This window comes from Streptomyces sp. NPDC001717, assembly GCF_042892775.1.
Lineage (GTDB): Bacteria > Actinomycetota > Actinomycetes > Streptomycetales > Streptomycetaceae > Streptomyces.
Genome location: NZ_JBIAUK010000013.1, coordinates 95,790 through 108,870, shown reverse-complemented (window position 1 = coordinate 108,870; position 13,081 = coordinate 95,790). Strand labels below are relative to the sequence as shown.

The 13,081-nt window shown below is 72.0% G+C and carries 13 protein-coding genes; 2 read left to right on the top strand and 11 right to left on the bottom strand.

The features are described from left to right. Positions 1-16 precede the first annotated feature (16 nt). Positions 17-964: a fibronectin type III domain-containing protein gene (locus ACFYZL_RS21770; RefSeq protein WP_384750632.1), complete on the bottom strand. Its 948-nt coding sequence runs from the start codon at positions 962-964 to the stop codon at positions 17-19. Between the two features lie 223 nt (positions 965-1,187). Here ACFYZL_RS21770 and ACFYZL_RS21765 point away from each other — a divergent pair, with 223 nt between their 5' ends. Together ACFYZL_RS21765 and ACFYZL_RS21760 are read left to right on the top strand one after the other, a co-directional pair. Then, on the top strand, positions 1,188-1,382 hold the full coding sequence (locus ACFYZL_RS21765) for a hypothetical protein (RefSeq protein ID WP_384586556.1): 195 nt from the start codon (positions 1,188-1,190) through the stop codon (positions 1,380-1,382). Between the two features lie 145 nt (positions 1,383-1,527). Beyond that, a complete protein-coding gene (locus tag ACFYZL_RS21760; RefSeq protein WP_388681003.1) occupies positions 1,528-3,096 on the top strand; it encodes a hypothetical protein in 1,569 nt (522 codons plus the stop codon). Positions 3,097-3,157: 61 nt separating this feature from the next. Here the strand turns inward: ACFYZL_RS21760 and ACFYZL_RS21755 are convergent, their stop codons facing one another. The 10 genes from ACFYZL_RS21755 to ACFYZL_RS21710 form a co-directional block, all read right to left on the bottom strand. Beyond that, entirely contained in the window at positions 3,158-3,775 is a 618-nt protein-coding gene (locus ACFYZL_RS21755; protein ID WP_384750625.1) for a cytochrome b/b6 domain-containing protein, read from the bottom strand. After that, positions 3,759-4,412 (bottom strand): molybdopterin-dependent oxidoreductase, encoded by a 654-nt coding sequence (locus ACFYZL_RS21750; RefSeq protein ID WP_388681138.1) that lies wholly within the window; start codon positions 4,410-4,412, stop codon positions 3,759-3,761. The genes ACFYZL_RS21755 and ACFYZL_RS21750 overlap by 17 nt, the downstream gene beginning before the upstream one ends. A 149-nt stretch (positions 4,413-4,561) precedes the next feature. Continuing rightward, positions 4,562-5,692, bottom strand: coding sequence for an LLM class flavin-dependent oxidoreductase (locus tag ACFYZL_RS21745; RefSeq protein WP_388681000.1), 1,131 nt, complete (start codon positions 5,690-5,692; stop codon positions 4,562-4,564). A gap of 9 nt (positions 5,693-5,701) precedes the next feature. Beyond that, a complete protein-coding gene (locus tag ACFYZL_RS21740; protein WP_388680997.1) occupies positions 5,702-6,748 on the bottom strand; it encodes an LLM class flavin-dependent oxidoreductase in 1,047 nt (348 codons plus the stop codon). Further along, positions 6,745-8,127, bottom strand: a complete 1,383-nt coding sequence (locus tag ACFYZL_RS21735; RefSeq protein WP_384750617.1) for an NtaA/DmoA family FMN-dependent monooxygenase — start codon at positions 8,125-8,127, stop codon at positions 6,745-6,747. The genes ACFYZL_RS21740 and ACFYZL_RS21735 overlap by 4 nt, the downstream gene beginning before the upstream one ends. Before the next feature lie 35 nt (positions 8,128-8,162). Next, a complete protein-coding gene (locus tag ACFYZL_RS21730; protein WP_384750641.1) occupies positions 8,163-9,272 on the bottom strand; it encodes an LLM class flavin-dependent oxidoreductase in 1,110 nt (369 codons plus the stop codon). A 149-nt stretch (positions 9,273-9,421) separates the two neighbouring features. Next, complete coding sequence (locus tag ACFYZL_RS21725) at positions 9,422-10,156, bottom strand: GNAT family N-acetyltransferase (protein ID WP_388680994.1); 735 nt, start codon at positions 10,154-10,156, stop codon at positions 9,422-9,424. Continuing rightward, positions 10,153-11,169, bottom strand: coding sequence for a transporter substrate-binding domain-containing protein (locus ACFYZL_RS21720; protein ID WP_388680991.1), 1,017 nt, complete (start codon positions 11,167-11,169; stop codon positions 10,153-10,155). The genes ACFYZL_RS21725 and ACFYZL_RS21720 overlap by 4 nt, the downstream gene beginning before the upstream one ends. 43 nt (positions 11,170-11,212) lie before the next feature. After that, a complete protein-coding gene (locus ACFYZL_RS21715; protein WP_384750609.1) occupies positions 11,213-12,007 on the bottom strand; it encodes an amino acid ABC transporter ATP-binding protein in 795 nt (264 codons plus the stop codon). Further along, positions 12,004-12,966, bottom strand: a complete 963-nt coding sequence (locus ACFYZL_RS21710) for an amino acid ABC transporter permease (RefSeq protein ID WP_384750605.1) — start codon at positions 12,964-12,966, stop codon at positions 12,004-12,006. The genes ACFYZL_RS21715 and ACFYZL_RS21710 overlap by 4 nt, the downstream gene beginning before the upstream one ends. Between the last annotated feature and the right edge of the window lie 115 nt (positions 12,967-13,081).

The window sequence follows — 13,081 nt, the reverse complement described above, 5'->3', positions numbered from 1 at the left end:
AGATCGTTGCCGAAACTCACCCCGTGAGAGTGACGCTCCGCTCCGCGGAGAAGGCGCCCCAGTTGCCGTCGGGCAGTCTCGCCCGCAGCTTCACCGCCCACACCGTGCCGGCGGGCTCGGTCACGCTCAGCCGGTACTCCGCCCGGCCGCTCGGGACCGCACCCGCGCCGAACTGGATCACGGTGGTGGCCCGTCCGTTGACGTACAGCTCGTACTCGCTGGTCGCGCGGCCGGTGTCCGGGGCGGTCCAGCCGAGGGTGACCGTTCCCGGGGAGGCGGTCACGGTGAATCCGGCGGGCGCGGTGTCGGGGCCGGTGCCGGGGTCGGGAGGGGTCGTCACGTCCGCGGCCGGGCCGTCGGGGGAGGAGTTGTCGGCCCCGTCCCGGGCGCGGACCGTGAAGGTGTAGGCGGTGTCGGGCTGCAGGCCGGTCAGCGCGGTCTCGCCCGCGCCGGAGCCCGCGGTGTGGATGCGCACGCCGCCCTGGTAGACGTCGTACGCGGTCACGCCGGTGTCGTCGCTCGCCGGGGTCCAGGACACCAGGGCCGAACGGGGGCCCGTCGCGCGGGCCGTGACCGAGGGCGGGGCGGTGGGGGCCTGCCGGTCCTCCGCCTTGGCCGCGGGGGTGGTCACGCGGACGGGCGGGCCCGGCTCGGAGCGGTTCCCGGCGGCGTCCCGGGCCCGGACCGTGAAGGTGTATCCGGTCTCCGGGCCGAGGTCGGTGACGTCCACCATCGTCTTGTCGGCCGGGAGTTCGCGCACCAGGCGGCCGTCCTCGAAGACCTGGTAGCCGGTCACGCCCTCGCCCTCGGCCGCCGCCTCCCACATGACGTGCACGCTGGTGGCGCTGCCGGCCTGGGCGGTGAGCCCGGCGGGAGCGGAGGGGGGTGTGGTGTCGGAGGCGGTGCACGCCGCCGCGCCCGTGAGGGCCAGGCACAGGGCGAGTGTGGGGGCGGTGCGTCGCACGGGTGCCGTCCTCCGCTTCCTTCGGCCGGAAAGGTCTAGACATATATGGCACGCGGATCGCGGGCCGGGCAAGATGCCGGCGCGGGCCTTCTCCGGCCCCCCGCGGGCCGATCGTCAAGGACCGGATGAACGTCACGGACGGTCAACACCCGTTCGGCGGACACCCGGTTCGCCCGGAGGAACCCCTCGCTGCGCCAACATGGCGCCGAGCAAGGAGGTTTCGATGGTGATTTCCCTCTCGGTGGTCGTCCTGCTGATCGTCCTCGCGTGGATCTTCCTGCGCAGCGGCGGCCTCAAGTTCTCGCACGCGCTCGTCTGCGTGCTGCTCGGCTTCTACCTGGCGAGCAGCAGCATGGCCGCGACCATCCACAACGGCCTGGCCGCCACCGCGAACGTGGTCGGCAGCCTCAAGCCGTAGGCCCGGAGAAGTCGATCAAGTGTTGCGTGTTCGTGAATCACTCCGCACGTCCATGGACTCTTCACGGAAGGCGATCTAGCGTCTGGCGGCGGCGCGATGTCAGACACATTGTCAATAAAACTGAAGAGAAGGGGAGGAAGCCCGAATGTTCCGAAGAGCGCTGAACTGCGCCGTGGTGCCGGTGGTCGCCCTGTTCGCGACGATCAACGGCATCACGTCGGCGGGGGCCGACGAGATACCCAAGACCCCCGGCCACCGCCTGGTCAGCACCTACGAGGGCGCCCCGGCCGGCGCGGCCCCGCTGCCTGGGCAAGCGCCCCCGCAGCACCCGTTCCTCGCGCCCAACGGCCGCGCGGGCATGCACTCCGACGCGGGCGGCAGCGCCACCTCGCCCTGGTCGGGCCCGCTCGGCAAGAACCTCCAGGTCAAGAGCGAGGCCATCGCGGCCCTCGGCGGCGAATGCGCCACCGCCACCTTCGACTCCGCCGGCCGGCTCGTCACGGTGTGCGGGACCTTCTCCGGCTTCAAGGTCAAGCTCCTGGAGCCCCGTACGCTGGCCACGCTCGCGGAGTACAAACTCCCGCAGCGCTCCTCGACGGTCGAGGCGATCACCCAGCTCGACTTCTCGAAGATCTTCAAGGACACCTCGGGCGGCGCGTACTTCTACCTGGACAACCAGGACCGGGCCGTGCTGGCCGACTCCCGCCAGCACATCCTGCGCCTGTCCCACTCCCAGAACCCCGACGGGAGTTGGAAGTTCACGGTCGACGACGACTGGGACCTCACCGGCCAGGTACCGCACGACTGCGTCAGCTGGACCAACCTGTGGCCCAGCGGCACCTGCGACCCCGTCACCTCCGTCATGCCCGACTGGAACGGCCGCATCTGGTGGGTCACCCGCCAGGGCCGCGTCGGCACCGTGGACCCCACGACCTCGCAGATCCGCTCCGTCCGGCTGGCGGACGAGGAGATCCAGAACTCCTTCTCGGTGGCCGAGGACGGTGTCTCCATCGTCACCGACCACGCGCTCTACAGCTTCCGCGCCGCCGCCGACGGCACCCCCGTGGTGCAGTGGCGCCAGACGTACGACCGCGGCACCGGCACCAAGCCCGGTTCCGTGAACCAGGGTTCGGGCACCACCCCGGACCTCTTCGGCAACGGCTACGTCGCCATCACCGACAACGCCGACGACCGGATGAACGTCCTGGTCTACAAGCGGGGCGTGGACGTCCCCGCGGACCAGAGGCTGGTCTGCAAGGTGCCGGTGTTCGGCTCCGGAGCCTCGACCACCGACAACTCCCTGATCACCTGGGGCAACAGCATCGTCGTCGAGAACAACTACGGCTACGAGAACGTGACGACGCTGCTCATGGGCAAGTCGGTCGTCGGCGGCGTCAGCCGCATCGACGTACGCCCCGACGGCAGCGGCTGCGACACGGTCTGGGAGAGCGCGATCCGCGCTCCCTCCGTCGTCCCCAAGCTCTCCACCGCCAACGGGCTGCTCTACTTCTACGAGAAGCAGCCCAACTTCTGGGGCGTCGACGCCTGGTACCTCACCGCGGTCGACTTCCGCACCGGCGAGCGCCGCTGGAGCCGGCTGACCGGAACCGGCCCGCTGTACGACAACAACTGGGCCCCGATCACCCTCGGCCCGGACGGCACGGCGTACGTCGGCGTCTTCAACGGCATCGTCGCGGTCCGCGACGGCAGCTGACACCCGCCCCGCCCCGCCCCGCACGGCGCAGCCGGCCGGCCCGCGACCCGCGCCGGCCGGCTCAGTCGTCGGTCTTCCACAGCGGGTGCTCGCGCTCGGCCCACGCCCGCTCCACGGATCCGGTACGCATGCCGCGCCGGGCCTCCGGATCCGCCAGCGCCTTGGCGACGTGCCCGGCGAGCGCCACGACGAGCGCCAAGGCGAACCAGTCGTGCACGAAGGTGGCTCCTGTCCGCCGGATCAGGGGCGCGAGACCGGTGAACCACATGAGGAGTCCCGTCCCGAGCATCACGAGGACCGTTCCGGCCAGCCAGGCCGCGTACACCTTCTGCCCTGCGTTGAACTTGCCCGCGGGGCGGGGCCCGCGCCGGTCCCGCCGCAGGGCGGCCCGCAGCCACTGGCCGTCGTGCGGCCCGAAGCGGTTCAGCCGGCGCAGGTCCGCGCGGAAGGCGGCGGAGGCGAGACCCAGCAGGAAGGGGACGGGGAGCAGCAGCCCGGACCACTCGTGCACCATGACCACGAGATGTCTGCGGCCGACCAGCTCCGCCAGCGGCGGCAGGTACAGGCAACCGGCTGCGGTCACGCACAGCAGCGCGAGCGAGGCCGTCGTCCGGTGGACCCGGCGCTCGGCGCGGCTGAAGCGGCCCACCCGGCGCGGCCGGTCAGACAGTAGGGGCATCGTCGCGTCCGTTCGAGTGGCCGACCCACGCGTCGACGTCGTAGCCGAGGTGTTCCCAGTAGCCGGGCTCGACCTTCTCGGTGAGCGTGATACCGGAGAGCCACTTGGCCGATTTGTAAAAGTACATCGGCGCCACGTACAGCCGCACCGGGCCGCCGTGGCCGTGTGCCAGCGGCTGGTCCTGCATCCGCAGCGCCACCAGCACGTCGTCCCGTCGGGCCTGCGGGAGGGCCAGGCTCTCCGTGTACGTGCCGTCGAAGCAGTCGAAGCGGATCGCGGTGGCCTCGGGCCGGACCCCGGCAGCGTCGAGCAGCACGGACAGCCGCACCCCTTCGAAGGGGGTACCGGGGACCCGCCAGCCCGTCACGCACTGGACGTCCCGTACCACCCGAGTCTGGGGGAGCCGCCGCAAGTCGTCCAGCGTGTACGTCGTGGACTGCCGGACCAGTCCGCCGACCGTGAGGCGGTAGTTCTCGGGGCCGCGCTCGGGCACGGAAGAGGCCACCGAGTAGTAGCGGAAGCCGCCGCCGTTCGGCAGGAGGCCGGTGAGGCCGGTCGGGTCGTTCTTGGTGACGGTCTCGAAGCCGCGCTGCAGGTACGGTGCGGCGACCAGCCCGGCGCCACCGAGGCCGAGCATCCCCAGGACCAGCCGACGCCCGAGGGGCGCGCCCCGGCCGTCCGGGTCGGTGCGTTCGTCTGTGCTCACCTGCCGATTCGACCACCGCGGGGCCGTAGGGGCCAGAGCCCGCGGAGGTCCGTCAGACTTCCGTCATACCCGTGCCCGCCTCACCGGCGCTGCCACTCCTCGGCCAGCAGGCGGTACGAGTGGACCCGGGCCGCGTGGTCGTGGGTGATGGTGGTGATCAGCAACTCGTCCGCCCCGGTGGCCTCCTGGAGCCGCTCCAGGTGATCGGCCACGGTCCGCGGCGAACCCACGAACTGCGTCTCCACCCGGTCGGCCACCAGCGCCCGGTCCGCGTCGGTCCAGGGGAGGGCACGCGCCTCGGCCGGGGTGGGGAACGGGATGGCGCCCTCGCCGCTGCGGATGCTGCGCACCCAGGGCGCGTAGCCGGTGGCCAACTCCCGTGCCGTTTCGTCGTCCTCGGCGACGACGACGTCGGCCGAGACCGTCAGGTACGGCCGGTCCAGTTCGGCGGAGGGCTTGAAGGCGGCCCGGTAGGCGTCGGCGGCCTCCAGTACCGAGGCGGGGCTGACGTGGTAGTTCGCCGCGAACCGCAGCCCGTTGCGGCCCGCGGTCTCCGCGCTGACCCCACCGCTGCTGCCCAGGATCCACACCTGTACGTCCGCCCCCTCGCCGGGGACGGCGTGCGCCTCCACCCCTTCCGGGGACCGGTACTCGCCGCGGAGCAGGGCGAGGACGTCGTCGATCTGCTCGGCGTAGTCCTGCGGCCGGGCGCCGGGCAGGTTGAGCAGCTTCTGCTGGAGCAGGAACCGCGGGTGACCGAGGAGGTGCGCGAAGGAGAACCGGTCGGGGACGCGCAGCCCGTTCTCCGTGTACCCGTCCACGACGGGGGTGGCGGCCGGCGGTGCCGGCTCGTCGGTGCGTGCCGCGGACCGGCCCGCCGAGCGGCCCAGCCCCAGGTCGATCCGGCCCGGGTGCAGTGCGTCGATCAGGCCGAACTCCTCGACCGTCGACAACGCGGTGCGGTGCCCGAGCTGCACCGCACCGGAGCCGAGCCGGATGGTGCTCGTCGCCGAGGCGGTCAGCGCGAGGACCACCGCCGGAGAGGTCCCCGCGACCCCCGGGTTGAGGTGGTGCTCGGCGAACCAGTGGCGGGCGTAGCCGAAGCCCTCCGCCTGCCGGGCCAGGTCGATGCTGCGGTGCAGGGCCACGGCGGCGGTGGAACCGGACGCGACCGGGATGAGGTCGAGGACCCCGAGGGGGATGCCGGACATGACGGCTCCTTAAAGGTCGGAGAAGGGCGGGTCGGGGATCTCGCGGCGGAGCACCGGCGCGATCCTCGACTGGAAGAGTTCGAGGGAGGCCCGGTGCTCCGCGCGGGTGAGCCCGCCCGGCTCGGCCTGGAGGTGCAAGGCGGTGTGGCCGAACTCCTCGTGGTAGCGGTGGACCTTCTCGATCACCTGCTGCGGGCTGCCGATCAGTGCGGAACTCCGCTCGACGAAGTCCTCCAGGGTCGGGAACACGGGGGCGGTGCCCAGCTGCTCGTGGAAGGCCAGGTACCGGGCGAAGGCCGGCCGGTACGCCGCCACCGCCTGCTGCGAGGTGGGCGCCGCGTGGTAGCCGGCGGTGCCCGCGCCGACGACCGCGTGGGCCGGATCGTGCCCGTAGTGCTCCCAGCGCTCCCGGTAGTGGCGGATCAGCTCGGCGTACGGGCCGATCGGGTGGGTGACGTTCGCCGAGAACAGCGGATCGCCGTAGCGCGCCGCGAGGTCGACGGACTCCCGGCTCGTGGCGCTGCCGTGCCAGACGCGCAGCTCCCGCTGGAACGGCCTCGGCAGCACCTCGGCCGCGGTCAGCTCGGGGCGGAAGCGCGGCCGGGCGGTCACCTCGTCCTCGCGCCAGAGCCGCCGGAACAGTTCGTAGCTCTCGGAGTTGCGCTCCCACTGGTCCTCGGGGGTCACCCGGAACAGCTCGCGCTGGGCCGTCCCGTTGCCCTTGCCGATCATCAGCTCCAGACGTCCGTCGCTGAGGTGGTCCAGCGTCGCGTAGTCCTCGTACGCCCGGACCGGATCCAGCAGGCTCAGCGTGGTGACGGCGGTGAAGAGCCGGATCCGGTGCGTGAGCGCCGCGATGTGGGCCAGGACCACCGGCGGCGCGGACGACAGGAACGGCCGCTCGTGGCGCTCGCCCACACCGAACCCGTCGAAGCCGAGCTCCTCCGCGAACACCGCGGCGTCGACGACCTCGCGGAACCGTTCACGGGTCGGGGTGGGGGCGCCGGTCACCGGGTCGGCGGAATCCGTGATCAGCGTGATGGCGAGGAACTTCACGAGGCGGCGGCCCGACCGGCGACCGGCTCCGGGTCCGGCACGGCGAGGCCGAGGTGATCGCGCAGGGTGGTGCCCTCGTAGTCGGTGCGGAAGACACCGCGCTCCTGGAGCAGCGGAACGACGGTGTCGGCGAACACGTCCAGGCCGCCCGGGGTGATGTGCGGGACCAGGATGAAGCCGTCGGCCGCGTCCGCCTGCACCAGGCCGTTGATCCGGTCGGCGACCGTGCCGGCCGAGCCGACGAAGGTCTGCCGGGACGTGGTCGCGATGACGAGCTCGCGGATGGAGAGGTTCTTGGCCGCGGCGAGCTCGCGCCACTGCCGCGCCGTGGCGATCGGGTCGGAGAACTGGCGTACGCTCGCCCGCCCGAGGGCGACGGTGTTCTCCCCGGGCTCCGGGTCGACGTCGGGCAGCGGACCGTCCGGGTCGTAGGCCGACAGGTCCCGGTTCCAGACGTGCTCCAGGTACTTGATCGCGGTCTGCCCGCTGACCTGGAGCCGGCGCACCTCGTGGGCGAGCTCCTGCGCCTCGGCGTCGGTGTCGCCGAGGACGAAGGTGGCCGCGGGGAGGATCTTCAACTGATCGTGCGTGCGACCGTACTTGGCGAGGCGGCCCTTGACGTCCGCGTAGAACGCGCGGCCCTCGTCGAGGGTCCCGTACCGACCGAAGATCGCATCGGCACGGGCGGCGGCGAACTCGCGCCCCTCGTCGGAGTCGCCCGCCTGGAAGATCACCGGCCGGCCCTGCGGGCTGCGCGGGACGTTGAACCGGCCCTCGATGTCGAAGTGCCGCCCCTGGTGGCGGAAGGCACCGGCGCGGGCGTCGCGCAGGAAGGTGCCCGATCCGGCGTCGGCGACGATCTCGCTTCCGTCCCAGGAGTCGAAGAGCTCGGTGGCCGCGGCCAGGAACTCCTGGGCTCGGGAGTAGCGGTCCTCGCGCGGCAGGAAGCCCCCGCGGCGGAAGTTCTCCCCGGTGAAGGCGTCCCAGGAGGTGACGACGTTCCAGGCGGAGCGGCCGTCGGAGAGGTGGTCGAGCGAGGCGAACTGGCGGGCCACCTCGTACGGTTCGTTGAAGGTGGAGTTGATGGTGCCGGTCAGGCCGAGGCGCTCGGTGACCGCCGCCAGCGCGGCGAGCACCGTGAAGGTGTCGGGCCGGCCCACCACGTCCAAGTCGTAGATCTTCCCGCCCTGTTCGCGCAGCCGCAGCCCCTCGGCCAGGAAGAGGAAGTCGAACTTGGCGCGCTCGGCGGTCCGCGCGAAGTGGACGAACGAGTCGAAGTCGATGTGGCTGCCGGCCGCCGGGTCGCTCCACACGGTGGTGTTGTTGACGCCCGGGAAGTGGGCGGCGAGATGGATCCGCTTGAGCGGCTTGGTGCTCATGGGTCGTCCTTTCCGGTCTCGTGTCGGTCAGGCGGTCAGGCGGCGGTCGGTCGGGCGTAGCGGCTGCCGGGGCGCTCCAGCCCCAGGAGGCCGCGCAGGCTGTCCGCCTCGTACGTGCGGCGGAAGGCCCCGCGCCGCTGGAGCTCGGGCACCAGGGAGCGGGTGATGGCGGGCAGGTCGTGGGCGATCACGCCGGGCCGCAGCCGGAACCCGGTCAGACCCGCCGCCCGCAGGTCCTGGAGCAGGTCCGCGAGCTGCGCCGGGGTTCCGGTGAAGGTCTGCGTGCCCTCGCCGTACGGGCTCGGGTCGAGCTCGTCCAGCCGGGCTCGGCGACCCTCGGCGGCCGCCGCGTCCGCGTCCAGGAACACCGTGAGGTCGCCGAAGACGTGCGCGGGGTCGCCCGTGATCAGGGACGCCGCGGTGCGGGCCCCGTCGGCGTCCCGCGCGCCGACGTACACGAGGTCGGCCGAGCCGTCCAGGACCCCGGACGCCGCGGCGATCAGGGGCCGGCCCTGCGGCGGGCGCGGGGTGATCGAAGGGCCCCGCACCGTGAAGTACCGGCCCGCGAAGTCGATGTAGTGCAGCTTGTGGCGGTCCACGAAGCGGCCCGTGGCCACGTCCCGGATCTCCGCGTCGTCCTCCCAGCTGTCCCACAGCCGCCGGACCACCTCGGCGTGGTCCGCGGCCTCCTCGTACAGCTCGGCCTCGGGCACCGGGAACGCACGGCGACCGAAGTGGCGTGCCTCGTGGGGCAGTCCGCTCACCTGGATGCCGAGGCCGGCCCGGCCCCGGCTGACGTGGTCGAGCGTCGCGACGGCCTTGGAGATGTGGAACGGCTCGGTGTGGGTGGCCGTCACACCGGGGACCAGGCCGATGTGCCGGGTCAGGGGTGCGATCCGGGCGGCGGTGAGCACCGCGTCCAGCCGCCCGCGCACCTGGTCCGTACGTTCGTCGGGCGCGGCGGGGGAGGAGGACTGGAGGGCGAGGCCGTCCTCGAAGGTGACGAAGTCCAGCAGCCCGGCCTCGGCCTCGGCGGCGAGGTCGGCCCAGTAACGGGCGGTGAACAGCTCCGCGGGCCTGGCGCCCGGCTCGCGCCAGGAGGCCGGGTGCCGGCCCGTGCCGTCGAGGGCGACGGCGAGATGCAGTGTGGACACGTCGAATTGAGCCTTCCCTGTAGGCCGTACCGAGGGGAATGCGGATCGGGCCGTGGAAATGAAAGGAGATCTTTCCGAAAACGCTACGCCGCGCCGCCGGGGCCGTTCAATGACCGCCATATGAAAAGAACTTGGCAGTGTTACGAGGGTTTGGCGGCGGTGTTTCCCGGCGCCCGGACGGCCATGAAGAAGGGCCGGTGGCGCAGTGTGAAACCGATCGATTCGTAGAGCCGGATCGCGTCGGTGTTGCTCGCGGCGGTGTGCAGGAAGGGAACCTCGCCGCGCTCCCGGATGCCCGCCGCCACCGCGCGGACCAGCCGTGTCGCCAGCCCCCGCCCCCGGTGGCCCGGATGGGTGCAGACCGCGCTGATCTCGGTCCAGCCGGGCGGCCGCAGCCGCTCACCGGCCATCGCGACGAGCCGGCCCCGGTGGCGGATGCCCAGGTACGTGCCCAGCTCGACGGTGCGGGGCCGGAACGGCCCGGGCCGCGTCAGCTCGATCAGGGCGAGGACCTCCGGTACGTCGGCGGGGCCCAGCCGGACCGCCTCGGGGGCCGGTTCGACGCGCAGCGACGTGTCGACCAGCTGGACACCCGGGACGGAGTCGATCGTCTCCCAGCCTTCGGGCGGGGTCAGGACCCCGGACAACCCGGCGATCCCGCCGTCGCCGACCAGCGTGCGCAGGTCGGCCCAGGAACGCGGGTCGTCCGGGTCGGCGAGGGCGGTGAAGGGCGACACGTCGGCGGGGTACCGGGCGGCACGCCCGCCGCCGCCCGCCGGGTGCTCGGCGAGGGCGGCGTGCGCACCGGAGAGCGATGCCCAGGCCGGGTTGTCGAGCACGTGCGGGGAGAGCGACGTGCGCGCGCCCGTGCTCATGAGTTGGACAGCGGCAGGCCGGGCGGGTTGATCTCCGACTTCGTGAGCGCCTCGTCGGGGAGGTTCCAGGCGGCCAGCAGTTTGCCGTACTGGCCGTTCTCGATCAGGTGGTCGATCGCCGCCGCCACCGGCTCGGCCAGCCCGCTGTCCTTCTTGGCGGTCGCCGCGATCAGGCCCTGGAGCGACTCGCCGGCGCCGGAGTAGGAGCCGGCGTTGCGCGTGGGCGTGCTGGTCCCCGCCGTCTGGGTGATGTGGTAGGCGATGGACGGGTTCGGGGCGAAATTGACGTCGATCTTCTTGCCGCTCAGGGCCAGGGAGGTGCTGTTGGAGTCCGGGAAGTACTTGATGTCGAAGTCCTTGCCCTCGGCCTTGGCCTTCGTCTGCCACTCCAGCAGGATCTTCTCCTGGTTGGTGCCCTTGGCGACCGCGACGTTGCGACCGGCGAGGTTGCGGAAGTCGCCGCCGAAGTTCCAGTTGCTGTCCTTCAGCACCTCGAAGCCCAGGTTGTCCTTGCGGTACGAGGCGAACTCGTACTTCTTCTTGCGTTCCTCGGTGACCGTGACGTTGCTGAAGGCGACGTCGACCTTGCCGCTGTCGACGCCGACGAAGAGGTTCTCCCAGGTGGAGTTCTTCACCACGGGCTTGAGCCCGAGGGTGGCCGCCACCAGCCTGCCGAGGTCGGGCTCCGCCCCGGTCAGCGTCTGCTGGTCGGTTCCGACGTACGCCAGTGGCGGGAAGCCCGCGGGCAGCGCGCCGACACCGATCACCAGCTCACCTCGTTCGCGGACGGACGCGGGAAGCCGGCTGCGCAGCGACTCGACGACCGGGACGGACAGCTCGGCCTGCTCGGCGGCGCCGTTGGAGACCCCGCCGATGGTGACCACGTCGGAGGCCGGTCCACTGGCCTCGGCGTCGCCGCCGCAGGCGGTGAGCCCGGAGGAGAGGGCCACGGTGGCGGTCGCGGCGCCGAGACCGCGTACGAGTCTGGTGCGCAGGGAGGACTGGCGGTGCATCGATGTTCCTTTACGGGAGTGGGTGGGGCGGAATGCGGGGGAGTCAGAGGACCTTGCTCAGGAACTCGCGGGTACGGGGATGGGCCGGCCGGTCGAGCACCTGCTCGGGCGGCCCCTGTTCGACGATGCGGCCCTCGTCGAGGAAGACCACCTCGTCGGCGACCTCGCGCGCGAAGCCGATCTCGTGCGTCACGATCAGCAGCGTGGTGCCGCCCGTGGCCAGGTCCTTGATGACGGAGAGCACCTCTCCGACGAGCTCCGGGTCGAGCGCCGAGGTGGGTTCGTCGAAGAGGATGACCCCGGGCCGCAGGGCGAGGGCGCGGGCGATGGCCACCCGCTGCTGCTGGCCCCCGGAGAGCTGTCGGGGGTAGGCGCCGGTCCGGTCCCCGAGTCCGACCCGCTCCAGCAGCTCGCGCGCCAGGGACTCGGCCCCGGCCCGGGGAAGCCGACCGGTGGCCACCGGGGCCGCGGCGACGTTGTCCAGGACGGTCAGGTGGGGGAAGAGGTTGAAGTTCTGGAAGACGAAGCCGATCCGGCCGCGCTGGGCGAGGATCTCCCGCTCGGCGAGCTCCTTCAGCCGTCCCCCGTGGCGCTCCACGCCGATGAGCTCGCCGCCCACGCTGACGTACCCGGCCTCGGGCTTCTCCAGGTGGTTGACGACCCGCAGGAGCGTGGACTTGCCGGAGCCGGAGCGTCCCAGGACCGCGGTGACCGTGCCCGGCCGGACCGTCAGGTTGACCCCGTTCAGGACCCGGCGGCCCCCGAACCACTTGTGCACGTCGTGCACCTCGATCGCGGCCGGCCGCGCGGAAGCGTTCGTGGCGGTGGTCGCGGTCATCGTGCCGTCTCCTCGCGGAACCGGGCCCGCAGATCGCGCAGGCCCGCCCGGGCCCGCTGCACGGGGGTGGGCGGCAGGGTGCGCAGGGCGCCGCGCGCGTAGTACCGCTCCACGTAGAACTGGACGACGGAGATCACGCTGGTGAGGATCACGTACCAGGCGGTGGCCACCAGCAGCAGCGGCACCACGTCGCCGGAGTAGGTGCTGCCGAGGCTCTGCACCGTGCCGAAGAGGTCGAGCAGGGACACGTAGAAGACCAGCGACGTGGCCTTGACCAGCCCGAGCAGCAGGTTCACGTACGCGGGGACGATCGCGCGCAGGGCCTGGGGGAAGACGATCCGGGTGAACTGGTACCGCTTGGGCAGACCCAGCGCCGCTGCCGCCTCGTGCTGGCCGTGGTCGACGGAGAGCAGGCCCGCCCGTACCACTTCGGCCGCGTAGGCCGCTTCGACCAGGCTCAGCCCCACCACCGCCAGCACCATGTCGGTCGCGAGACGGGACTCGTCGAAGGTGAAGAAGGCGGGGCCGAAGGGCACACCGATGCTCAACCTGGGGTAGAGCGCGCTGAAGTTGTAGAGGAAGAGCAGGACGACGATCAGCGGCACGGACCGCAACAGCCAGACGTACGTCCAGCTCACCGACCGCAGCACCGGATGCGGCGAGAGCCTGGCCAGGGCGAGGAGTATCCCGCCGATCAGTCCCAGGACCGCGCTGTACGCGGCCACTTGGAGGGTGACGAGCAGTCCGTCGAGGACGACGGGGCGCACGAACCAGTAGGCGAACCGGTCCCACTGGTAGAAGCGGTTCGTCAGCAGTCCGTGGCCGGCCTGGGCGACCAGTACCAGCACGACGGCGGTGGCGATCCACCGCCAGGGCCGGCGGAGCGGGAGGACCCGCTCGGCCGGCCCGGGGGGTTCGGCGGCCCCGGGGGGCGCGGCGAGGGTGAGTGATTCGGTCAAGGACGCTCCAGCAGCTTCGGATTCGATGAATCGAATCGCCCAAAAGCAGCCGTCATGCCGGTCGGAGGAGGCCGCTGATATGGATTTCTGCGGCGTAAGCTAGGCAGCCCGAGAA